Consider the following 23331-nt stretch of genomic DNA (forward strand, 5'->3'; position numbering starts at 1 on the left):
AGAAGACTATGCCTGTACTTCCCGATCGTGACGTGATTGATCAGATCATCTCCGGCCATTACGCCGACCCCTTTGCTCTGCTTGGCATGCATGCGACCGATAACGGTCTGCAGGTGCGCGCGCTGCTGCCGGACGCTGGCGCAGTCTGGCTGGTGGAACAGCAAACCGGCCGGCGTCTGGTGCAGTTGAACTGCGACGATCCGCGCGGCTTCTTCAGTGCCGTGGTGCCGCGGCGCAAAAATCCTTTCCGCTATCAGCTGCAGGTCAGCTGGCGCGATCACCAACAGACCGTCGACGATCCCTATCGGTTCGGCCCGCTGCTGCAGGACATCGACAGCTGGCTATTGGCCGAGGGCACGCACCTGCGCCCCTATGAACGCCTGGGGGCTCACCTCGCCACGTTGGATGACGTCGACGGCGTCAGCTTTGCCGTTTGGGCGCCCAACGCCCAGCGCGTCTCGGTGGTGGGGGAGTTCAACTTCTGGGACGGCCGCCGCCATCCGATGCGTCTGCGGCGTGAAAACGGCATCTGGGAGCTGTTCCTGCCCGGCGTGCGGGCCGGCCAGCTGTACAAATATGAAATCGTCGATTGCTACGGCAATACCCAGCTGAAAGCCGATCCTTACGCCTTCGAGGCGCAGATGCGCCCGGACACCGCCTCGCTGGTGGCGCCGCTGCCGGAGGTGGTGCCGTCGACGCAGGCGCGCCGCCGCGCCAACGATTTTGACCAGCCGATCGCCATCTACGAGGTGCATCTCGGCTCATGGCGCCGCCACACCGACAACCATTTCTGGCTCAGCTACGGCGAGCTGGCGGTGCAGCTTATCGACTATGTGAAGGACATGGGATTCACCCATATCGAGCTGCTGCCGATCAACGAGCACCCGTTCGACGGCAGCTGGGGCTACCAGCCGCTGGGGCTGTATGCGCCGACCCGGCGCTTCGGCACGCCGGCCGATTTCCGGGCGTTCGTGGCGGCGGCGCATGAGGCGGGCATCAACGTGATCCTCGATTGGGTGCCGGGGCATTTCCCGAGCGACGCCTACGGCCTGGCGAATTTTGACGGCACCGCGCTGTACGAATACGCCGATCCGCGCGAAGGCTACCACCAGGACTGGAATACGCTGATCTACAACTACGGCCGCCACGAGGTGCGCAACTACCTGGCGGGCAACGCGCTGTATTGGCTGGAGCGCTTCGGTATCGACGCGCTGCGGGTCGATGCGGTGGCGTCGATGATCTATCGCGACTACAGCCGCGCCGACGGCGAGTGGGTGCCGAATTACTACGGCGGCAACGAGAACCTGGAGGCGATCGCCTTCCTGCGTTATACCAACCAGACTATCGGCCAGGCGCAGCCGGGCGCGGTGACGTTGGCGGAGGAGTCCACCGACTATCCCGGCGTCACCCTGCCGCCGGACGCCAATGGCCTGGGATTCCACTACAAGTGGAACCTCGGCTGGATGCACGACACGCTCAATTACATGAAGTGCGATCCGGTGCACCGCAAGTATCACCACAACCAGATGACCTTCGGCATGCTGTATGCCTACACCGAGAACTTCGTGTTGCCTATCTCGCACGATGAAGTGGTGCACGGCAAAAAATCGATCCTCGACCGCATGCCGGGCGACGCCTGGCAAAAGTTCGCCAACCTGCGCGCCTATTACGGGTTTATGTGGGCGCATCCGGGCAAAAAGCTGCTGTTTATGGGCTGCGAGTTCGCGCAGGGGCGCGAGTGGAATTTCGATACCAGCCTCGATTGGCATTTGCTGGAGGGGCTGGATAACTGGCACAACGGCGTGCAGCGGCTGGTGCGCGATCTGAACCACTGCTACCGGCAGCAGGCGCCGCTGTATGAGCGCGACTACCGCCCGGACGGCTTCGAGTGGCTGGTGGTCGACGATCACGACAACTCGGTGTTCGCGTTCGCGCGCTACGATTCGCAGGGCAATGAGCTGATCGCCATCAGCAACTTTACCCCGGTGCCGCGCTACCGCTACCGCATCGGCCTCTCACGCGCCGGCGACTATCGCGAGATCCTCAATACCGATTCGCACCACTATCACGGCAGCAACGCCGGCAATCAGGGGCGGGTCTCTTCCGAAGCGGTCGGCAGCCACGGCCGCGACTTTTCCATCTGCGTGACGCTGCCGCCGCTGGCGACCATTTATCTGCTGCGGGAGGCGCCATGACGGAGCTGACGGCCGGCCTCGCCGCGCCGCTGGGCGCGCATTACGACGGCGAAGGCATCAACTTTACCCTGTACTCGGCGCACGCCGAGCGGGTGGAGCTGTGCCTGTTCGACGGCCAGCAACGCGAAGTGCGCCTGCCGCTGCCGGCGCGCAGCGGCGATATCTGGCATGGCTATTTGCCGGGCGGCAGGCCGGGGCAACGTTACGGTTACCGGGTCTACGGCCCGTTCGACCCGGCGAACGGGCAGCGTTTCAACCCCAACAAGCTGGCGCTCGATCCGGCCGCGCGCGCGGTGGAGGGGCCGGTGGCGGATCACCCGCACCTGCACGGCGGTTACGAACAGCCTGATCCGCACGACAGCGCCGAGCTGATGCCGAAATGCGTGGTGGTGGACGAACAGTACGACTGGCAGGACGATCGCCCGCCCGCCACGCCCTGGGGGCAGACGGTGATTTACGAAGCGCACGTGCGCGGCCTGACGCTGCTGCACCCGAAGATCCCGCCGGCGCTGCGCGGCAGTTTCGCCGCGCTGGGGCACCCGGTGATGATCGCCCACTTCAAACGCCTCGGCATCACCGCGCTGGAACTGCTGCCGGTGCAGCAACATACCTCCGAACCGCGGCTGCAGCGGCTGGGGCTGATCAACTACTGGGGCTATAACGTGCTGGCGCCCTATGCGCCGGACAACCGCTACGCCAGCCTGAGCACCGACGGCACGCCGCTGAACGAATTTCGCGATGCGGTCAAGGCGCTGCACCAAGCCGGCATCGAGGTGATCCTCGACGTGGTGTTCAACCACAGCGCCGAGCTGGATAGGGACGGGCCGATGCTGTCGCTGAGCGGCATCGATAACCAGAGCTACTACTGGCTGACGCCGGAAGGTGACTACGTCAACGACACCGGCTGCGGCAACACCCTGCGGCTCGATCAGCCGCAGGGCGTGGCCTGGGTGATGGATTGCCTGCGTTTTTGGGTACGGGAGTGCCACGTCGACGGTTTCCGCTTCGATCTGGGCAGCGTGCTCGGCCGCACGCCGGGATTCGATCGCGATGCGCCGCTGTTCCAGGCGATGCTGGCGGACGATGTGCTGTCGCGCTGCAAGCTGATCGCCGAACCCTGGGACGTTGGCCCCGGCGGCTATCAGGTGGGGGCGTTCCCCGGCCGCTTCGCCGAATGGAACGACCATTATCGCGACGACATGCGCCGTTTCTGGCTGCAGAGCGGCGTGTCGCTCGGCCAGTTCGCCCGGCGTTTCGCCGCCTCCAGCGATCTGTACAACCAGCGCGGGCGGGCGCCTTACGCCACCGTCAACATGCTGACCGCCCATGACGGTTTTACCCTGCAGGACGTGGTCAGCTTCAACGAGAAACACAACCAGCCGAACGGCGAAGGCAACCGTGACGGCAGCGATCGCAATTTCAGCAACAACCACGGAGTGGAAGGCCTGGTCGCCGACGACGCCATTGTGCAACGCCGCAGGGCCAGCCAGCGGGCGATGCTCGCCACGCTGTTGCTGTCCCAGGGAACGCCGATGCTGCTGGCCGGCGATGAACAGGGACACAGCCAGCAGGGGAACAACAACGCCTATTGTCAGGACAACGCCACCACCTGGCTCGATTGGGCCACGGCGGATGACGCGTTGACCGATTACGTCGCGGCGCTGATCGCGCTGCGCCGCCAGATCCCCGCGTTGCAACAGGACCGCTGGTGGCAGCAGGACGACGGCAACGTGCAGTGGCTGAATGCGCAAGGGCAGCCGCTCGACGCGCAGCAGTGGGAGCAAGGCGATCTGCTCATGCAGATCCTGCTGTCGCAGCGCTGGCTGCTGCTGGTCAACGCCACGCCGCAAACGGTGGAGATGAGGTTGCCGGAAGGCGATTGGCAGGTTGTCGCCCCGTTCACTCAGGAAGACTCACGGGCGGTGTTACCCGCCTGGCACCAGGCCGCGCGCTCGCTTTGCGTTCTGGTACGGAAATAATAAAAGGAGTCCGCTATGGTTAGGTTTGAAAATAAAGACCCCCTGATGTTGGCGCGCCAGCTGCCGATTAAATCCGTAGCGCTGATCCTGGCCGGCGGCCGCGGCTCGCGCCTGAAAGATTTGACCTCCACCCGCGCCAAGCCCGCCGTCCACTTTGGCGGCAAGTTCCGCATCATCGATTTCGCCCTGTCGAACTGCCTGAACTCCGGCATTCGCCGCATCGGCGTGATCACCCAATACCAGTCGCACACGCTGGTGCAGCACATTCAGCGCGGCTGGTCGTTTCTCAACGAGGAAATGAACGAGTTCGTCGATCTGCTGCCGGCCCAGCAGCGCCTCAGCACCGAGCATTGGTACAAAGGCACCGCCGACGCGGTGTACCAGAACCTGGACATCATCCGCCGCTATGAGGCCGAATACGTGGTGATCCTGGCGGGCGACCATATCTACAAGATGGATTACTCGCGCATGCTGATAGACCACGTCGAGAAGGGCGCCCAGTGCACCGTGGCCTGCCTGCCGGTGCCGCGCAGCGAAGCCGGCGAATTCGGCGTGATGAAGGTGGATGAAAGCGACCGCATCATCGAGTTTCTGGAGAAACCCGCCAACCCGCCGGCGATGCCGGGCAACCCGGATATGTCGCTGGCCAGCATGGGCATCTATATTTTTAATGCCGCCTACCTGTTTCAGCTGCTGGAAGAGGATATGTCGACCCCCGGCTCCAGCCACGATTTCGGCAAGGATCTGATCCCGAAAATCACCGCGCAGCAGGCGGCGTGGGCGCATCCGTTTACCTTGTCCTGCGTGACCTCCAACCCCGATCTGCCGCCGTACTGGCGCGATGTGGGCACGCTGGACGCCTACTGGCGCGCCAACCTCGATCTGGCGTCGGTGACGCCGGAGCTGGACATGTACGACCGCGCCTGGCCGATCCGCACCCACATGGAGCCGCTGCCGCCGGCCAAGTTCGTGCAGGATCGCTCCGGCAGCCACGGCATGACCATGAACTCGCTGGTGTCCGGCGGCTGTATCGTCTCGGGCTCGGTGGTGGTGCATTCGGTGCTGTTCCCGCGCGTGCGAGTGAACTCGTTCTGCACCATCGACTCTACCGTATTGTTGCCGGACGTGAACGTCGGCCGTTCCTGCCGCCTGCGGCGCTGCATCATCGACCGCGCCTGCCACATTCCGGAAGGCATGGTGATCGGGGAAAACGCCGATGAGGACAGCAAGCGTTTTTATCGCTCGGAAGGCGGCATCGTGCTGGTGACGCGCGAAATGTTGTCAAAATTGTGAGTTAACGTGGGCGGCAGAACGATAGCCTGCCGCCTGATGAACGGTTCGATGGCTTGCGCAACGCGGCACGCATAACAGCGGCAAGCCTGCTTTATTTCTTATCCAGAGGCCTTCGGCCGACTTTCAGGAGTGATAATGCAGGTCTTACACGTATGTTCTGAAATGTTCCCCCTGCTGAAAACGGGTGGACTCGCAGACGTGGTTGGCGCGCTGCCGGCGGCGCAAATCGCCGAAGGCGCCGATGTTCGGGTGCTATTGCCCGCTTTCCCTGACGTACGCAACGGCATCCCCGACACCTCGCTGGTGGCGAAAATCGACTCGTTCGCCGGCCGGGTCGGCCTGCGTTACGGCACCTACCATGGCGTGGGCATCTATCTCATCGATGCGCCCTGGCTGTATGACCGGCCGGGCAGCCCGTACCACGATCAGTCCATGTACGCCTACCCCGACAACCACCGCCGCTTTGCGCTGCTGGGCTGGATGGCCTGCGAGCTGGCCAAGGGGCTGGATCGCTACTGGCGCCCGCAGCTGGTGCATGCCCACGACTGGCACGCCGGCCTGAGCTGCGCCTATCTGGCCGCCAACGGCCACCCGGCGCGCTCGGTGTTTACGGTGCACAACCTGGCCTATCAAGGGCTGTTCTCTGCCCATCACGTGACCGAGCTGTGGCTGCCGGCGTCGTTTTACGATGTTTATGGCCTGGAGTTCTACGGCCAGATGTCGTTCCTCAAGGCCGGGCTGTTTTATGCCGACCACGTGACCGCCGTCAGCCCGACCTATGCGCGCGAGATCACCCGGCCGGAGTTCGGCTACGGCATGGAGGGGCTGCTGCAGGAGCGGCAGCGGCAGGGCAGGCTGAGCGGCATCCTCAACGGGGTGGACGACAACATTTGGGATCCGGCCCGCGACCCGCGGCTGAGCGCCCGCTACGACGCTGACGATCTGAAAAGCAAGGTCAAAAACAAGCTGCATCTGCAAAAGGCCATGGGGCTGAAGGTGGATGAATCGCTGCCGGTGTTCGCGGTGGTGAGCCGATTGACCAGCCAAAAAGGCCTGGATCTGGTGCTGCAGGCACTGCCTGAACTGCTGGCGCAGGGCGGGCAGCTGGCGCTGCTGGGCGCCGGCGATGCGGTGCTGCAACAGGCGTTTCTGGCCGCCGCCGCCGATTATCCCGAGCAGGTTGGGGTGCAGATCGGCTATCACGAATCCTTCTCCCACCGCATCATCGGCGGCGCCGACGTGATTCTGGTGCCGAGCCGCTTCGAGCCCTGCGGCCTGACGCAGCTCTACGGCCTGAAATACGGCACGCTGCCGCTGGTGCGCCGCACCGGCGGGCTGGCGGACACGGTGGTGGACTGCGCGCTGGAGAACCTGGCCGACGGCACCGCCAGCGGCTTCGTGTTCGACGATTGCGACGCCGTCGCGCTGGGCAACGCCATCCGCCGCGCCATGGTGCTGTGGAGCCGGCCGAAACACTGGCGCCACGTTCAGCGCCACGCCATGAGCGTGGACTTCGGCTGGCCGGTGGCGGCGAAAGAGTATTTATCGCTTTATCAACGTTTATAGCCCGCGTTTCGCGTCTCGGGTTGACGCGCGGCGGGCAGCCGTTTGGGTTGATTGTCGGGGCGCGGCGTGCCGCGTCCATGTTCAGCGGGGCCCGCTATTCCGCGGCGAATGGCTGGGCTCCCTACAAGGGATTAAAAAGCCATGACTTCACCGTTTAGTTACACCTCACCTACGGTCAGTGTGGAAGCGCTGAAACACTCCATCGCCTATAAGCTGATGTTTATCGTCGGCAAGGATCCGGCCATCGCCAACCGGCACGACTGGCTGAACGCCGTGCTGTTCGCGGTGCGCGATCGCATGGTTGAACGCTGGCTGCGTTCCAACCGCGCCCAGCTGTCGCAGGACGTGCGGCAGGTGTATTACCTGTCGATGGAGTTTCTGATCGGCCGCACCCTGTCGAACGCGCTGCTGTCGATGGGCATCTATCAGGATATCGACAACGCGCTGAACGAAATGGGGTTGAGCCTGGGTGAACTGCTGGAAGAAGAGAACGACCCTGGCCTCGGCAACGGCGGTCTGGGCCGCCTGGCGGCCTGCTTCCTCGATTCGCTGGCGACGCTGGCGCTGCCGGGGCGCGGTTACGGCATTCGCTACGAGTACGGCATGTTCAAGCAGAACATCGTCAACGGCCAACAGATGGAGTCGCCGGACTACTGGCTGGAGTACGGCAATCCGTGGGAGTTTCCGCGCCACAACACCCGCTACAAGGTGCGCTTCGGCGGCCGCGTGCAGCAGGAGGGCGCCAAGGCGCGCTGGCTGGAGACCGAAGAGGTCGTGGCCATCGCCTACGATCAGGTGATCCCCGGTTTCGACACCGACGCCACCAACACCCTGCGGCTGTGGGGCGCGCAGGCCAGTAACGAGATCAACCTCGGCAAGTTCAACCAGGGCGATTATTTCGCCGCGGTGGAGGATAAAAACCACTCGGAGAACGTGTCGCGCGTGCTGTATCCGGACGACTCGACCTCCTCCGGGCGTGAGCTGCGGCTGCGGCAGGAGTATTTCCTGGTGTCGGCGACGGTGCAGGACATCCTCAACCGCCATTGGCTGATGCACAAAACCTTCGACAACCTGGCGGACAAGATCGCCATTCACCTCAACGACACTCACCCGGTCTTGTCGATTCCCGAGCTGATGCACCGGCTGATCGACGAGCACAAATTCAAGTGGCTCGACGCCTGGGAAGTGGTGGAGCAGGTGTTTTCTTACACCAACCACACGCTGATGAGCGAAGCGCTGGAGACCTGGCCGCTGGACATGATTGGCCGCATCTTGCCGCGCCACCTGCAGCTGATTTTCGAAATCAACGATCACTTCCTCAAGATGGTGCAGGAAGTGGCGCCGGGCGACAACGACCTGCTGGCGCGGGTCTCGATCATCGACGAAACCAACGGCCGCCGGGTGCGCATGGCGTGGCTGGCGGTGGTGGCCAGCCACAAGGTCAACGGCGTTTCCGCCCTGCATTCCGAGCTGATGGTGCAGTCGCTGTTCGCCGACTTCGCCCGGCTGTTCCCCAATCGTTTCTGCAACAAAACCAACGGGGTGACGCCGCGCCGTTGGCTGGCGCTGGCCAACCCGCCGCTGGCGGCGGTGCTGGACGACTGCATCGGCCAAACCTGGCGCACCGATCTCAGCCAACTGAGCGAGATCAAAGCCAACGTCGATTACCCGAGTTTCCTGCAGGCGGTGCAGCGCGCCAAGCGGCAGAACAAGGAGCGGCTGGCGCTGTACATCGCCAAAACGCTCAACGTGGTGGTCAACCCGGATGCGCTGTTCGACGTGCAGATCAAGCGCATCCACGAGTACAAACGGCAGCTGCTCAACGTGCTGCACGTCATCACGCTGTATAACCGTCTGCTGGACGATCCGGAGATCGAGCGCGTGCCGCGGGTGGTGATCTTCGCCGGCAAGGCGGCCTCGGCCTACTATGCCGCCAAACAGATCATCCGCTTGATCAACGACGTGGCCAAAGTGATCAACAACGATCCGCGCGTGCATACCCAGCTGAAGGTGGTGTTCATTCCGAACTACGGCGTCAGCCTGGCGCAGATCATTATCCCGGCGGCGGATCTGTCGGAACAGATCTCGCTGGCGGGCACCGAGGCCTCGGGCACCAGCAACATGAAGTTCGCGCTGAACGGCGCGCTGACCATCGGTACGCTGGACGGCGCCAACGTCGAGATGCGCGAGCACGTAGGGGAGGAGAATATCTTTATCTTCGGCAATACCGCCGAGCAGGTGGAGGAACTGCGCCGCAACGGTTACAACCCGCGCCAGTACTATGAGCAAGACCCGGAGCTGCATCAGGCGCTGACGCAGATCGCCACCGGCGTGTTCAGCCCGGAAGAGCCGAAACGCTATGGCAATTTGTTCGACTCGCTGGTCAACCTGGGCGATCACTACCAGCTGCTGGCGGATTACCGCAGCTACGTGGACACGCAGGACAAGGTGGACGAGGTGTATCTCAATCAGGACGAGTGGACGCGGCGCGCGGTGCTGAATATCGCCAACATGGGCTACTTCTCCTCCGATCGCACCATTCAGGAATATGCGGATGAAATCTGGCACATTCAGCCGGTGAAGCTGTAAAGCGTGCGAGGAAGAGCAAAGAAAAGGGCCGGATAACCGGCCCTTTCTTCGTTACGCTGCGGCTCAGGAAGCCAGCGACAGCGCTTTCGTTTTCGCGTGTTCCGCCAGCCAGGCTTTCACTCGCGCCTGCTGCGCTTCGTCCAGCCACATGCCCAGCTTGGTGCGGCGCCAGATGGCGTCGTCCAGCTCTACGACCCACTCTTTCTCGGTCAGGTAGCGCAGTTCGGCTTCATACAGACCGTGGCCGAAATCTTCGCCCAGATCGGCGAGGCCGTTGGCGCCGGCCAGGATCAGCTCGCTCTGGCTGCCGTAGGTGCGGGCATAGCGGCGCGCCAGGGCTTCCGGCAGCCAGCCGTGTGCACGGCGCAGTTTGGCCGCGTAGCCGTCGCGATCGCCGCCGATGTCACCGCCCGGCAGCGTGGCGTTTTTGGTCCACGCCGGGCCGCAGCCTGGGTAGTAGTGGGCCAGTTTTTCCATCGCGTGCTCGGCCAGCTTGCGGTAGGTGGTCAACTTGCCGCCGAAGACCGACAGCAGCGGCGCCTTGCCTTGCTCGTCGTGCACGTCCAGCGTGTAATCGCGGGTGATCGCCTGCGGCGAATCGGATTCGTCGTCGCACAGCGGACGCACGCCGGAGTATGTCCAGACGATGTCGTCGCGGCCCAGCTGCTTCTTGAAGTGATCGTTGTACACTTTCAGCAGATAAGCGATTTCGTTCTCGTCGATCTTCACGTCCTTCGGATCGCCTTTGTACTCCACGTCGGTGGTGCCGATGATGGAGAACTCGTCATTCCACGGGATCACGAACACGATGCGGTGGTCTTCGTTCTGCAGAATGTAAGACTGCGGCTGATCGTGTACGCGCGGCACCACGATGTGGCTGCCTTTGATCAGGCGGATGCCGTAAGGCGATTTCAGCTTCAGGCCGTCGTCGAAGAAGTTTTTCACCCACGGGCCGGTGGCGTTCACCAGGCCTTTGGCGCGCCAGGTGAAGGTTTTGCCGCTGTCGATATCGACCGCTTCCACCATCCACATGCCGTTTTCACGCCATGCGCGGGTCACTTTGGTGCGGGTGCGCACTTCGCCGCCGCGTTTTTCCACTTCCTGCGCGTTCAGCACCACCAGGCGAGCATCGTCGACCCAGCAGTCGGAATATTCGAAACCGCGCTTCAATTCAGGCTTCAGCACCGACTCTGGTCCAAAGCGCAAGCCCTTGCTGCCCGGCAGGCTGGTGCGTTTGCCCAGGTGATCGTACAGGAACAGGCCGATACGGATCATCCAGGCCGGGCGCAGGTGCGGCTGGTGCGGCAGGCGGAAACGCATTGGGAACGCGATGTGCGGCGCCAGCTTCAGCAGCACTTCACGTTCGGCCAGCGCTTCGCTCACCAAACGGAATTCGTAGTGTTCCAGGTAGCGCAGGCCACCGTGGATCAGTTTGGAACTGGCGGAAGACGTAGCACAGGCCAAGTCTTGCGCTTCCAGTAGCAGTACCGACAGCCCGCGCCCGGCAGCATCCGCCGCGATGCCGGCACCGTTGATGCCGCCACCGATAACGATCAAGTCTTTGGTTTCCACGTCATCTTCCTCCAGATGTTCGAAATAGCTCTTTCATGTTCGTTTTCGCTCATGATTGTAATCAAAAACCAACAAGCAAGCCAAGACTTAACCAAACAAAAACATTTAGGCGTGATAAAGGTAACAGTTTGGTGATGATAGGCACATAAATTATAAGGATATGGCGCGGGCGGGCAAACGGCTGTCGAAAAGGGGGCGTCGGGGGTGGGAAACGGGGCGGCGGCGCGCCCCGCGGATTAACGGCGGATCAGCACAGCTCCAGCTGCACGTCGTACTGCTCGATGATTTTCATCACGCTCGGCGGCGGCAGCTGGTCGGTAAACAGGTAGTCGATCAGGTTCATGTTGCCCAGGTTGACCATGGCGTTGCGGCCGAATTTGGAGTGGTCGGTGACCAGCATTACGCAGCGGGAATTTTCGATAATCGCGCGTTTGGTGCGCACTTCGTGATAGTCGAATTCGAGCAGCGAGCCGTCCATATCGATGCCGCTGATGCCGAGAATGCCGTAATCGAGGCGGAATTGAGAGATGAAGTCCAGGGTGGCTTCGCCCATGATGCCGCCGTCGCGGGTGCGCACTTCGCCGCCGGCCAGGATCAGACGGAAGTCTTCCTTGGCGGTCAGCAGGGTGGCGACGTTGAGGTTGTTGGTGACCACGCGCAGGTTCTTGTGGTTCATCAGCGCATGGGCCACCGCTTCCGGCGTGGTGCCGATATCGATGAACAGCGTGGCGCCGTCCGGGATCTGGCTGGCGACGCGCTGCGCGATGCGGGCCTTCTCTTCCGACCACATCACCTTGCGATCGTTATAGGCAGCGTTGACCGAGCTGGAAGGCAGCGCCGCGCCGCCGTGGTGACGCTGGATCTTGTTCTGGTCGGCCAGGTCATTCAAATCGCGGCGAATCGTTTGCGGGCTGACGTCAAAATGTTCGACCAGCTCTTCCGTGCTGACGTAACCCTGCAGGCGCACCAGCTCGATAATTGCGTCATGACGCTGTGTTTGCTTCACGATAATCCCCTAAAACGCCCGCTATGCCCGCTGGGCACAGCTCCCGGCTGTTATTGTTCGTTGTGTGCGCGATGGCGCGTATCCCAAAATGCCATCAATAACCCTAACACTAAACCGGCTACGTGTGCCGCGTTGGCGATCGACATTCCTAAAATATCGAAATATCCGGCCACCAGCCACAGCACCGAGAACGCCATCAGGCCGCGCGGCAGCATCAGGCCGCGCTCCGGCGCCCGTTCGCCCGTTAGCCACACATAGCCCATCAGCGCATAAACCACGCCCGACAGCCCGCCGAACAGCGCGCCGCTGAACAGCGATTGCGCCCAGCCGCTGAAGAAGGCCGACACCACCGCCAGCACGAACAGCTTGCCGGCGCCGAGGCGTTTTTCCATCTGGCCGCCGAGATACCACCACCACATCAGGTTAAACAGAATATGCAGCAGGGAGAAGTGCAGGAACGCATGGCTGACCCAGCGCCACAGCTGTGTGTATTGGCTGCTGTTTTGCGGCCAGGAGAGCCAGTACATCACGGTGTCGTCGCCCAGCGCCTGCATCAGAATATAGACCGCAATGCACAGCACCATCACGCCGAGCGTCAGCGGCCCGGCCTTGCTGCGCAGGGTGTGCAGATAGGATTCGCTCTGATAGTGCAGGCCGGCGTCGGTATGGCCGGTCTGCCAACTGGCGGCCTGATAACGGCGGTTGAGCGGATCGGTCAGAAACTGCTGCAGCTCGTGTTGCACCTGCTCGAGGTGAACGTCGTCGGCCAGCCAGATTTCCGCCGCCTCGCCGCTGTTGCGCAGCTCAAGCCGGATGCCCTGGGTCGCCATATAGTCGACAAAGGCCAGCGCCAGGCGCGGGTTGGATACGGCGATTACTCTAACCATTGCTCTTCCGTCGTAAGTGAATGATTTTGGCCGCGGCTTGCCCGCCGGCGACCCTGACGGCCGATTATAACGTCGAAATCCTGAGCGCTGGCAAACGGATCTGCGAAAAACCCGCGAAAACGCGCACAAAATCGAAGGGGAAGCCCGCCGACGCACGGCGGGCGGCGGGGATCAGGCAGAGGTTTCCACGTCTTGCGGATACTGGCGGGCCCAGGCCTCGAAGCCGCCGTCGATACTGTAGACCGCGTCGAACCCCTGGTGCAGCAGGTACTGCGCCGCGCTGCGGCTGCTGTTGCCGTGGTAGCACATCACCATTACCGGCCGCTCGAAGTCGTTTTGCTGCATAAAGGCCGACAGGGTGGCGTTGGTGAGGTGAAAGGCGCCCGGCGTATGCCCGGCTTCAAAACTTTGCGGATCGCGGATGTCGACCAGGGCGGCGCTGCCCTCTTTCCAGCGGGCGTACGCTTGCTCAACGTTGATCGCTTCGAACTGTTCCATACTGCTGACTGCCTCGTAATTGGGGGACGCCGCTATTGTAACCAACTCTGCGGCGTTTAAGACCAGAGCAAGGGTGTGGTTTTGTCACACCAGCAGCACTTCAACGCCCTGTTGACGCAGTTGCTCAACGATCGCCGGATTGGCAGCGCGGCCGGTGATCACCATGGCGATTTGCTCGGTGCGGCTGAACAGCATGCCGGCGCGTTGGCCGACTTTGCTGCTGTCGACCAGCACCACCAGTTTACCGACGTAGTTGAGCATCTTTTGCTCCGCCATGGCGGTCAGCATATCCGTTTTATACAAACCCTCGGCGGTAAGGCCGATACCGCTGGTGAACATCCAGTGCCCGGCGTACAGCGTCGCGTCGCCGTCCTGAGGCGCCAGGGTAATCGACTGAGTCTTGTTGTACTGGCCACCCATGATCACCACGCTGTCATGGTCCTGTTCGATCAGGTAGTTGGCCAGCGGCAGGTAGTTGGTGATCACCTGAACCGGCTTGCCGCAAATTTCACGCCCCAGCAGAAATGCGGTGGAACCGCAGTTGATCACCACGCTCTCGCCCGGCTGACAGAGTTGCGCCGCCGCTGCCGCGATGCGCATTTTTTCATCGAGATGCTGGGTTTGATGGATGTTGAGCGGCGTCCAGGCCGGGCGCGGGGTTTGCGTGGCTTCGGCGCCGTTGCGCACTTTGCGCAATTTGCCAATTTCATTCAGTTTGTTGATGTCCCGGCGCGCGGTGGCCGGAGAGATGTCAAACGCCGCGATCACGTCCGCCACGGAGATTTGCCCCTTGCGATGCAAGAGATCGAGAATGGCATTGTGGCGTTGGGACTCTGTCATGCGGGCTCCATCAGGGTGAGAAGAACGTCGTTGCCTTCGATTATATGCGCGCCGTTTGACGATTTGAATCATTGCCGTTCAAAAGCGCGCATCAGTATGCAACACCGGTTGATTACAAGAAAGACTTGAAGGGCAGGTCGGGTTCCTGGGTGAAACAATCATCGAACCCGCGCGGATAGTGATATTCCAGATTGTCTTTGTCCTGCGGCCAGATGAACTTGCCGCCAACCTGCCAGATAAAGGGTTTGAAACCGTACTTGAGCCGATCCTTTTTCATGTCCCACAACACGCGGATCTCCTGCGGGTCTGCCTGGAAATTCGACCAAATATCGTGGTGGAAGGGGATCACGACCTTGGCGTTCAACGATTCCGCCATGCGCAAGATGTCGGCGCTGGTCATCTTGTCGGTAATGCCGCGTGGGTTCTCGCCATAGGAGCCGAGGGCGACATCAATGTGGTGATCGTTGCCGTGCTTGGCGTAATAGTTGGAGTAGTGAGAATCGCCGCTGTGATAAAGGTTGCCGCCCGGCGTTTTGAACAGGTAGTTGACCGCACGCAGATCCATGCCGTCCGGCAGTACGCCCGCGGCCTTTTGTTCCACCGGTAATGTGATCAGCGCCGTGCGATCGAAAGCATCCAGCGCATGAATTTCGACGTCTTTGATTTTTATCACGTCGCCAGGTTTGACGGTGATGCAGCGCGCCGGCGGCACGCCCCAGCCGATCCAGATATCCACGCAGCTTTTCGGCCCGATAAACGGGACGGAGTCGGGACAGTTCTGCAACACGGCCGCCGCGACGTTCACATCGATATGGTCGTTGTGATCGTGCGTGGCCAGCACGGCGTCGAGCTGGGTGATGGCGAACGGGTCGAGTACGAATGGGGTGGTGCGCAGGTTCGGCTGCAGTTTCCGCACCCCCGCCATGCGCTGCATTTGGTGGCCGGTTTTCATCAGCGGGTTGCCGTGGCTCTGCTTGCCGGTGCCACACCAAAAATCGACGCACAGGTTGGCGCCTTCTTCAGACTTGAGCCAGATGCCGGTGCAGCCCAGCCACCACATGGCGAAGGTGCCGGGCGCGACTTTCTCCTGCTCTATCTCTTCGTTCAGCCAAGTGCCCCATTCGGGAAAGGTGTTCAATATCCAGGACTCGCGGGTGATGTCGTTGACTTTACTCATGGGTTTTCCCTCATTGTCGGTGATGATAAAATCATAAGTAATCACATTTAGATTTTATGTGACTTGTTTTGATTGAATCTAGCATCGTTTTTTTCAGCTGACAACGATCTTAACTCCCGTTAACGCCGCCTTATTCGCGTGCGACACTGCCCATGGCGCTTATGCTTCTCCTGGTTACTGCTATTAAATTCAATGGGTAATAAAATGAGTGTTGCCTAATTCATTGAATGTTAGTGGAATTGATTTTTATCTTGCGAGGTTGTTCACAAATAATCATTTATGATCTTTTTGTGATTGTTGGTGATTGATATGGTGAAAGCGTTACCTGCACGCCAACCTTTCCGGGAGAGCCGTATGGAAACCCTTTACACCATCTTCACCGTCTTTTTTAACCAGGTGATGACCAATGCGCCGCTGCTGCTGGGGCTGGTTACACTGCTGGGTTACACGTTGCTGCGCAAAAGCGCGGCGGTCATCATCAAAGGCACGATCAAGACCATTATCGGTTTCATGTTATTGCAGGCCGGCTCCGGCATCCTGACCGGCACGTTCAAACCGGTTGTGGCGAAGTTGTCCGAGGTATACGGCATCAACGGGGCGATTTCGGACACCTATGCTTCGATGATGGCCACCATCGAACGTATGGGGGACGCCTACAGCTGGGTCGGCTACGCGGTATTGCTGGCATTGGCGCTGAACATTCTCTACGTACTGCTGCGGCGTATTACCGGGATTCGTACCATCATGCTCACCGGCCACATCATGTTTCAGCAGGTCGGGCTGATCGCGGTATTTTTCTACATTCTGGGTTACGGCATGTGGACGACGGTATTGTGCAGCGCGCTATTGGCTTCACTGTACTGGGGCATCACCTCCAACATGATGTTCAAGCCGACGCAGGCGGTAACGGAAAACAGCGGCTTCTCGATCGGGCATCAACAGCAGTTCGCTTCGTGGCTGGCCTACAAGGCCGCACCGTATCTCGGTAAAAAAGAGGACAGCGTGGAAGATCTGAAGCTGCCCGGGTGGCTGAACATTTTCCATGACAACATCGTGTCCACCGCCATCGTGATGACGCTGTTTTTCGGCATCATTCTGTGCTCGTTCGGCTTGGACACTCTGCAGGCGATGGCCGGTAAAACCCACTGGAGCATCTATATCCTGCAAACCGGGCTGATGTTCGCGGTGGCGATTTTCATCATCGTGCAGGGCGTGCGCATGTTCGTCGCCGAATTGACCGAGGCCTTTAACGGCATATCCCAACGTCTGATCCCCGGCGCGGTACTGGCCATCGACTGCGCCGCCATTTATAGCTTCGCGCCCAACGCCGTGGTGTGGGGTTTTATGTGGGGCACCATCGGCCAACTGATCGCCGTCGGCATACTGTTGGCGCTCGGCTCTTCCATCATGATCATTCCCGGTTTCATTCCCATGTTCTTTTCTAACGCCACCATCGGCGTATTCGCTAACCACTTCGGCGGCTGGCGCGCGGCGATGAAGATCTGTCTGGTGATGGGAATGATAGAGATCTTCGGCTGCGTGTGGGCCATCAAACTGACCGGGCTAAGCGCCTGGATGGGCATGGCGGACTGGTCGATTCTGGCGCCGCCGCTGATGCAGGGGCTGAGTCTGGGCCTGTGGTTTATGGGTGTGGTGATCGTTATCGCCCTGCTGTACATGTTCTTCGCCGGACGCACCCTGCGTGCGGAAGAAGATGCTGAAAAACAATCGGTTGAACCAGCGTCACGTTAATAGGAGTGCAGATTATGACGGTACGAATCCTGGCGGTATGCGGTTGCGGGCAAGGCAGTTCCATGATCATGAAAATGAAAGTCGACCAATTTTTAACGCAGCAAGGTGTGAATCATTCGGTCAACAGCTGTGCGGTGGGGGAATACAAATCCGAGTTGAACGGGGCCGACATCATCATTGCTTCCACCCATGTCGCCGACGAAATCGTCGTGAGCGGCAACAAATATGTGGTTGGGGTGCGCAATATGCTCTCGGCGGCGGACTTCGGCCCGAAGCTGATGGAAGTTATCGGCACGCATTTTCCGCAAGATTTGAAGCAGTAAGGAGCGAGTGATGAAGCTGAGCGATTCGTTGGCGCAAAACAACACCATCCAACTGCAGGCGGAGGCTGCTGACTGGCGGCAGGCGGTGCGGTTGGGCGTCGATTTGCTGGTGGCTGCCGGGGTGGTGGAACCGCGCTATTTCGACGCCATTTTGGCCGGCGTCGAACGGCACGGCCCTTACTTCGTGCTGGCGCCGGGCCTGGCGATGCCGCACGGCCGGCCGGAGGAAGGGGTGCTGAAAACCGGCTTCGCCTTGGTCACCTTGAAAACGCCGGTGTGTTTCGGCGATGAGGACAACGATCCGATAGACATCTTGATCACCCTGGCGGCGGTGGACGCCAAAACGCATCAGGAGGTGGGGATCATGCAAGTGGTGAATCTGTTTGAAGATGAGGCGAACTTCGATCGCTTGCGGGCCTGTCGCCACGCGAGCGAGGTATTGGCGTTGATCGACAAAACGTCTACGGCGGCGAATTGATTGAAGGAGACAAACAATGAACACGCATTTACCGATGTTGCAGGTGGCGCTGGATAACCTGTCCATGGCCGCGGCTTACGATACGACTCGCCTGATCGCGGCCGAAGTCGACATCATCGAAGTCGGCACTATTTTGTGCGTGGCGGAAGGCGTGCGCGCCGTACGCGATCTGAAAGCGCTGTATCCGGATCGCATCGTGTTGGCGGACGCAAAAATCGCCGATGCGGGTCAGATTTTGGCGCGAATGTGCTTCGAGGCGCATGCCGATTGGATCACGGTGATCTGCTGTGCCGACATCAATACGGTCAAGGGCGCCCTGCAGGTGGCGCATGAGTTCGGTGGCGACGTACAGATCGAACTGACGGGGTTCTGGACCTGGGAACAGGCGCAGGCGTGGCGTGAAGCGGGAATGGGTCAGGTGGTGTACCACCGCAGCCGCGATGCGCAGGCCGCAGGGGTCGCATGGAGCGAAGACGATATCCGCGCGGTGCGTCGCCTGAGCGAGATGGGTTTTAAGGTGACGGTCACCGGCGGACTGGCGCTGGAGGATTTGCCTCTGTTCCAGGGCATTCCCATCCACGTCTTTATCGCCGGACGCAGCATTCGCGATGCCGCCGATCCGGTCGCGGCGGCGCGGGAATTTAAATCCGTCATTGCCCAGCTGTGGGGCTGAGGAGCGGTTATGTTGCACAAATCCGTGCCGTTGGGCATCTATGAGAAAGCGTTGCCGCCGGGCGAGGACTGGCTGACGCGCCTGCAACTGGCGGGTGAGTTGGGATTCGATTTCGTTGAAATGTCGATCGATGAAAGCGACGGCCGCCTGGCGCGGCTGGACTGGAGCGCTGAACAGCGGCTCGCCTTGGTTAGCGCCGTTGCGGCGAGCGGTGTGCGCGTCCCTTCTTTATGCCTCAGCGCCCACCGGCGTTTTCCGTTGGGCAGTGCAGACGACACCACGCGCGACCGGGGACTGGAGATCGTGCGAAAAGCTATTCGGCTGGCGCAGGATACCGGCATCCGGGTGATCCAACTGGCCGGGTATGACGTTTATTACCAGCAGTCAACTGCACAGACCCGCGCCCGGTTCCGTGCCGGATTGGCGCAGGCGGTGGAGATGGCCAGCCGTGCGCAGGTCATGCTGGCGATGGAAATCATGGACTATCCGCTGATGAACTCGATCAGCAAGGCGCTGGGCTATGCCCACTACCTGAATAACCCGTGGTTTCAGCTGTACCCGGACATCGGCAACTTGTCTGCCTGGGACAACGATGTGCCGATGGAGCTCATGGCCGGGCGCGGACATATCGTGGCGGTACACGTTAAGGATACGCGGCCGGGGGAGTTTAAGAATGTGCCGTTCGGCGAGGGCGTGGTCGATTTCGTGCGCTGTTTCGAAACGCTGTTGCAGAGCGGCTATCGCGGCCCCTATCTGCTCGAGATGTGGAGCGAGAAAGCGGACGATCCGCTGCGGGCGGTGCGGGAGGCGCGAGCCTGGGTGGTTGAACGCATGGTCGAGGCCGGGTTGGAAATAAGGGGGGAGCATGCTGGAGCAACTGAAAAGTCAGGTGTACCGAGCCAATATGGCGTTGCCTGAGCACGGGCTGGTGACCTATACCTGGGGCAATGTCAGCGGCATCGATCGGGCCAGTGGGCTGGTGGTGATCAAACCCAGCGGCGTACCTTATGAAACGATGCGGGCTGAGGATATGGTGGTGGTGAATGCGCGAGGTGAGGTTGTCGAGGGGCAACTGCGGCCTTCGTCCGATACGCCGACGCATTTGGCGCTGTATCGGGCGTTCCCCCAACTCGGCGGTGTGGTGCATACGCACTCTACCCATGCCACCGCCTGGGCGCAGGCGGGTGAAGCGATACCGGCGCTCGGCACCACCCACGCCGACTATTTTTCCGGCGACATTCCTTGTACACGCGGGCTGACTGCGGAAGAGGTGGCGCGGGAATATGAGCTGAACACCGGTCGGGTGATTATCGAAACCCTGAAAGGGCGTGAACCGCTGCACATTCCCGGCATCCTGGCGTATCAGCATGGCCCGTTCAGTTGGGGAAGGACGCCGGATGAGGCGGTGCATAACGCCGTGGTGTTGGAGGAGGTGGCGAAAATGGCGTGGATCAGCCGGGATATTAACCCCGGCCTGAAACGGATCGATGACTATCTGCTGGAAAAGCATTTCAGCCGCAAACATGGCGCCGGCGCCTATTACGGCCAGCGCTGACTCTCAGGCGCCGTACCCCATCATCTTCAACAGCTGCTGCGCTTGCTGCACCGCTTCCTGGCGATGGGCCACGCCCAGTTTCTGATACAGGTTGCGGATGTGCGTCTTGATGGTGGTGGCCGCCACGTCCAACTCGCCGGCGATCTGGTCGTTGCTGTAGCCGGAATAGATCAGCCCCAGCACCTGCCATTCGCGCTGGGTGAGCGGGCTGGTGCGGATCAGCTCCGGCACCTGCGGATGGGTCAGCAGCTTATCGACGAAATTCTCGTCAAAATGCGCGAACTTGTGCCGATGATGCTGGTTGATGTCGCGCAGGATGCGCTGGGCGCGATGCTGTTCCAGCTCCGGCAGCGTGTTGAGCTGGATCAGCTGTCGCAGCTGCTGCGCCATCGCTTCGCCCTCGATGACGAAGTGGCTGATAAAGCCGGTGCGGTTGGCCAGCGACAGCGCTTCGATCAGCGCCTGCTGCGCTTCGCCCTTGCGCTCTTGCAGCCAGTAGAGCTGGTTGCTGAGCAGCAGGTTGCGGTTGAGATCGCTCACCAGCCGCAGGCGGCGGGCGTTTTCGTTCAGCTCATCCAGCACCACGCCGGCCTCTTCATACTGGCCGAGCAGGATCTGCACCCGCGCGATGTTGCGCCACTGGCCCTGCGTGAAGTGGTTGTCCGCCATGCCGGGCTTTTCGGTGTGGCGCAGCCATTGGGCGGCGGCGGCGGTGTCGCCGGTCATCTGCCAGTGGATCACCCGCGACTTGTCGGTGTTGGTCAGCCAGTCGCGATGGTAGTGGGCGCCGTGCAGCAGGGTTTCGCAGCGCTGCAGATGGGTATTGGCGTTGTCCAGATCGCCGCGCGCCAGCGAGCATTTGGCCAGCATGGCGATGCACTGCAGCTGCTGTTGCGGCTGGTAGTTCGCCAGGATTTTCAGCCCGGTGCGCGCCGCGTCTTCCGCCTCGTCCAGCCGCGACCACGACCACAGGATCTGCGCGCGAATGCGCAGCAGGAACTCGTGCATCGGCAGCTGTTCCAGGTGCTGTTCGCGGATCAGTTCGAACGCCTTGTCCTGGGTTTCGTAAGCGGCCTGCAGGAAGCCCTGGGCGATGAGGATTTCGCTCTGCTGCAGCAGCGCCCAGAGCGCGTAATGGTTGGCCTGATGACGACGCGCCATCTGCTCGGTTTGCTGCATCATCGGCAGCGCGCGCGCCAGTTCGCCCTTGCAGTGGTGCACTTCGCCGGTCACCGAGGTGGCGACGATGCGGCTGTAATAGCTGGACAGCGGCAGGAATTTCAACGCTTCGGTCGCCAGCCGCTCGGCTTCTTCCGGTTTGCCGGCGTTGATCGCCACCTGGGCACGCAAGGCGTCGAACTCGGCGTGCAGCGTTTGGTCTATCTCGATTTTCTGCTCGCGCATGGTGCGCTCGGCGCGCTCCAGCAGGGTGTTGACCTCGCCGTAGCGGTGCTGGCTCTGCGCCAGCCAGGCCTGCAGCAGCGCCAGCTTGGGATTTTGGATCAGGCGCTCATAAGGCAGCGCGTTGAGGCACTCCTCCAGCAAGGCCAGTTCGCTGTGGTGGAACAGCGACCAGGCGTGTTGCAGCAGGATATCGCGCAGCATGCTGACGTCGCTGGCCGCCAGCGCATGGTGAATGGCCTCCGCCGGATACCCCAGCGCCAGCCAGCCCTCGGCGGCGGCGCGGTGCAACCCCGGCAGCTCCAGCGCCAGCTCCCACTGGCAACGCTGGCGCAGGAAAGAAGCGAACAGCGGATGGAAGTTGAACCATTCGCCGGTGTCGTCCATGCGATGGATAAACAGCCCCTGGCGCTCCAGCTCCTCCAGCCGCTGCTGGCCGTTGTCTTCGCCGGTCAGCCGCACGATCAGCGCGTCGTTCATCGAGCGCAGCACCGAACAGCGCAGCAGGAAGGCGCGCGCCTCGGCATCGACGTGATCCAGCACTTCGTCCACCAGATAGTCGGACAGGTGGCTGGCGTTCAGCCCCGCCAGCCGCTTGGCCGACAGCTGAGCTGACGAGGCGGACTGGCGGGCCGACAGCGCGATCAGCTGCAGCGCGGTGGCCCAGCCTTCGACTTCGTCGCACAGGCGGCTGCTGTCCTGCTGTTCCATCGGCGCCGCCAGGCGGCAGTCGAAGAATTGTTTGGCTTCCTGATGGGTAAACGCCAGCTGCTGCGTGCCCATTTCCAGCAGCTGATCGCGCACCCGCAGATTGGCGATGCCGAGCGGCGGCAGGGTGCGCGAGAGCAGGATCAGCGTCAGGTTTTCCGGCTGATGGCGCAGGAAGAAGCGCATGGCTTCGTGAATGGCGTCGTTGGTGATCAGGTGGTAGTCGTCGATCACCAGGTACAGCGGCTGGTGCCAGTCGGCCAGCTCGATAAACAGCTGGGCGAACAGCGCCGACAGGCTGGCGTACTGGTGTTTCTGGCTCAGCGCCTCGCTCTTGACGCAGCGGCCGCCGCTGGCCTGCTGCAGCGCGGCGATCAGGTAGCTGGCGAAGCGCTCCGGTTGGTTGTCGCTCTCGTCCAGCGAATACCAGCCCAGATCGGCCTTGCCGGCCGCCCATTGGGCGATCAGCGTGGTTTTTCCGTATCCCGCCGGGCAATTGACCAGTGTCAGGCGATAGTTGCCCGCGCTGGCCAGTTTGGCCAGCAGGCGATCGCGGATCACGGTATTTTGCAGCCGTACCGGGCGGCTCAGTTTTGATGGGATCAGCATAGTATTCCAGGGTATAAATCGCGGTTCCCGCCGGGATTGGAGTGGCGCTAATTATTTTATGGTTCGTAATTAATAGCTCCCCCTAACTTCTGCCAACCCTAAACGTATTGCAACAAGCTTCCGCATCGGCTTGGAGTTAAGTTGCTATCGATCACACTTTTTTACGTTTGGCGTCGGCGCGCGGCGATGCGGTTGCAGATCGCATTTCCGGCCATGCACAAAACTTCAGC

General features: G+C 61.3%; 18 protein-coding genes. 11 read left to right on the top strand and 7 right to left on the bottom strand.

What is annotated here, in order from left to right; genetic code table 11:
• Positions 1-8: 8 nt before the first annotated feature.
• From glgB to glgP, 5 genes are all read left to right on the top strand, one after another.
• Complete coding sequence (gene glgB / locus ACJ8PI_RS21420; protein ID WP_047570194.1) at positions 9-2195, top strand: 1,4-alpha-glucan branching protein GlgB; 2187 nt, start codon at positions 9-11, stop codon at positions 2193-2195.
• Positions 2192-4174, top strand: coding sequence for a glycogen debranching protein GlgX (glgX, locus tag ACJ8PI_RS21425; protein WP_033654447.1), 1983 nt, complete (start codon positions 2192-2194; stop codon positions 4172-4174). Before glgB ends, glgX begins: the two co-directional genes overlap by 4 nt.
• Positions 4175-4189: 15 nt before the next feature.
• Entirely contained in the window at positions 4190-5467 is a 1278-nt protein-coding gene (gene glgC, locus ACJ8PI_RS21430) for a glucose-1-phosphate adenylyltransferase (RefSeq protein WP_033636334.1), read from the top strand.
• A gap of 135 nt (positions 5468-5602) precedes the next feature.
• On the top strand, positions 5603-7033 hold the full coding sequence (gene glgA, locus ACJ8PI_RS21435; RefSeq protein WP_164134867.1) for a glycogen synthase GlgA: 1431 nt from the start codon (positions 5603-5605) through the stop codon (positions 7031-7033).
• Positions 7034-7174: 141 nt separating this feature from the next.
• On the top strand, positions 7175-9622 hold the full coding sequence (gene glgP, locus ACJ8PI_RS21440) for a glycogen phosphorylase (RefSeq protein ID WP_033636332.1): 2448 nt from the start codon (positions 7175-7177) through the stop codon (positions 9620-9622).
• A 63-nt stretch (positions 9623-9685) separates the two neighbouring features.
• Here the strand turns inward: glgP and glpD are convergent, their stop codons facing one another.
• The 6 genes from glpD to ulaG all read right to left on the bottom strand — a co-directional run bounded on the left by glpD (position 9686) and on the right by ulaG (position 15602).
• Positions 9686-11194, bottom strand: a complete 1509-nt coding sequence (glpD, locus tag ACJ8PI_RS21445) for a glycerol-3-phosphate dehydrogenase (RefSeq protein WP_060429255.1) — start codon at positions 11192-11194, stop codon at positions 9686-9688.
• A 247-nt stretch (positions 11195-11441) separates the two neighbouring features.
• Positions 11442-12200 (bottom strand): DeoR/GlpR family transcriptional regulator, encoded by a 759-nt coding sequence (locus ACJ8PI_RS21450; protein ID WP_004930797.1) that lies wholly within the window; start codon positions 12198-12200, stop codon positions 11442-11444.
• Positions 12201-12250: 50 nt separating this feature from the next.
• Positions 12251-13087, bottom strand: a complete 837-nt coding sequence (gene glpG, locus ACJ8PI_RS21455; protein ID WP_039569119.1) for a rhomboid family intramembrane serine protease GlpG — start codon at positions 13085-13087, stop codon at positions 12251-12253.
• A 171-nt stretch (positions 13088-13258) separates the two neighbouring features.
• A complete protein-coding gene (gene glpE / locus ACJ8PI_RS21460; RefSeq protein WP_019455180.1) occupies positions 13259-13585 on the bottom strand; it encodes a thiosulfate sulfurtransferase GlpE in 327 nt (108 codons plus the stop codon).
• 84 nt (positions 13586-13669) lie between these two features.
• Positions 13670-14425: an HTH-type transcriptional regulator UlaR gene (gene ulaR / locus ACJ8PI_RS21465; RefSeq protein ID WP_033636329.1), complete on the bottom strand. Its 756-nt coding sequence runs from the start codon at positions 14423-14425 to the stop codon at positions 13670-13672.
• A 112-nt stretch (positions 14426-14537) separates the two neighbouring features.
• On the bottom strand, positions 14538-15602 hold the full coding sequence (ulaG, locus tag ACJ8PI_RS21470) for an L-ascorbate 6-phosphate lactonase (protein ID WP_033638612.1): 1065 nt from the start codon (positions 15600-15602) through the stop codon (positions 14538-14540).
• A 354-nt stretch (positions 15603-15956) separates the two neighbouring features.
• Between ulaG and ulaA the strand changes: the two genes are divergently transcribed.
• Genes ulaA through ACJ8PI_RS21500 form a run of 6 tightly spaced genes read left to right on the top strand, consistent with a single transcriptional unit; the run spans position 15957 to position 20383 of the window.
• Positions 15957-17354: a PTS ascorbate transporter subunit IIC gene (gene ulaA, locus ACJ8PI_RS21475; RefSeq protein ID WP_033636328.1), complete on the top strand. Its 1398-nt coding sequence runs from the start codon at positions 15957-15959 to the stop codon at positions 17352-17354.
• 14 nt (positions 17355-17368) lie between these two features.
• Positions 17369-17677, top strand: coding sequence for a PTS ascorbate transporter subunit IIB (gene ulaB, locus ACJ8PI_RS21480; RefSeq protein ID WP_033636327.1), 309 nt, complete (start codon positions 17369-17371; stop codon positions 17675-17677).
• Between the two features lie 10 nt (positions 17678-17687).
• Positions 17688-18155 carry a PTS ascorbate transporter subunit IIA gene (ulaC, locus tag ACJ8PI_RS21485; protein ID WP_060453125.1) on the top strand — a complete coding sequence of 156 codons (468 nt, stop codon included), beginning with the start codon at positions 17688-17690 and terminating at the stop codon, positions 18153-18155.
• Positions 18156-18171: 16 nt separating this feature from the next.
• Positions 18172-18828, top strand: a complete 657-nt coding sequence (locus tag ACJ8PI_RS21490; RefSeq protein ID WP_033636325.1) for a 3-keto-L-gulonate-6-phosphate decarboxylase UlaD — start codon at positions 18172-18174, stop codon at positions 18826-18828.
• A gap of 9 nt (positions 18829-18837) precedes the next feature.
• Positions 18838-19746, top strand: a complete 909-nt coding sequence (locus ACJ8PI_RS21495; protein WP_103773132.1) for an L-ribulose-5-phosphate 3-epimerase — start codon at positions 18838-18840, stop codon at positions 19744-19746.
• On the top strand, positions 19697-20383 hold the full coding sequence (locus ACJ8PI_RS21500) for an L-ribulose-5-phosphate 4-epimerase (RefSeq protein ID WP_033638611.1): 687 nt from the start codon (positions 19697-19699) through the stop codon (positions 20381-20383). Before ACJ8PI_RS21495 ends, ACJ8PI_RS21500 begins: the two co-directional genes overlap by 50 nt.
• A 3-nt stretch (positions 20384-20386) precedes the next feature.
• Here ACJ8PI_RS21500 and malT read toward each other — a convergent pair whose 3' ends face one another.
• Positions 20387-23101: an HTH-type transcriptional regulator MalT gene (gene malT / locus ACJ8PI_RS21505; RefSeq protein WP_033649340.1), complete on the bottom strand. Its 2715-nt coding sequence runs from the start codon at positions 23099-23101 to the stop codon at positions 20387-20389.
• Positions 23102-23331: the final 230 nt, after the last annotated feature.

The sequence above is a fragment of the Serratia sp. CY82433 genome, assembly GCF_052166535.1.
Taxonomy (GTDB): Bacteria; Pseudomonadota; Gammaproteobacteria; order Enterobacterales; family Enterobacteriaceae; genus Serratia; species Serratia sarumanii.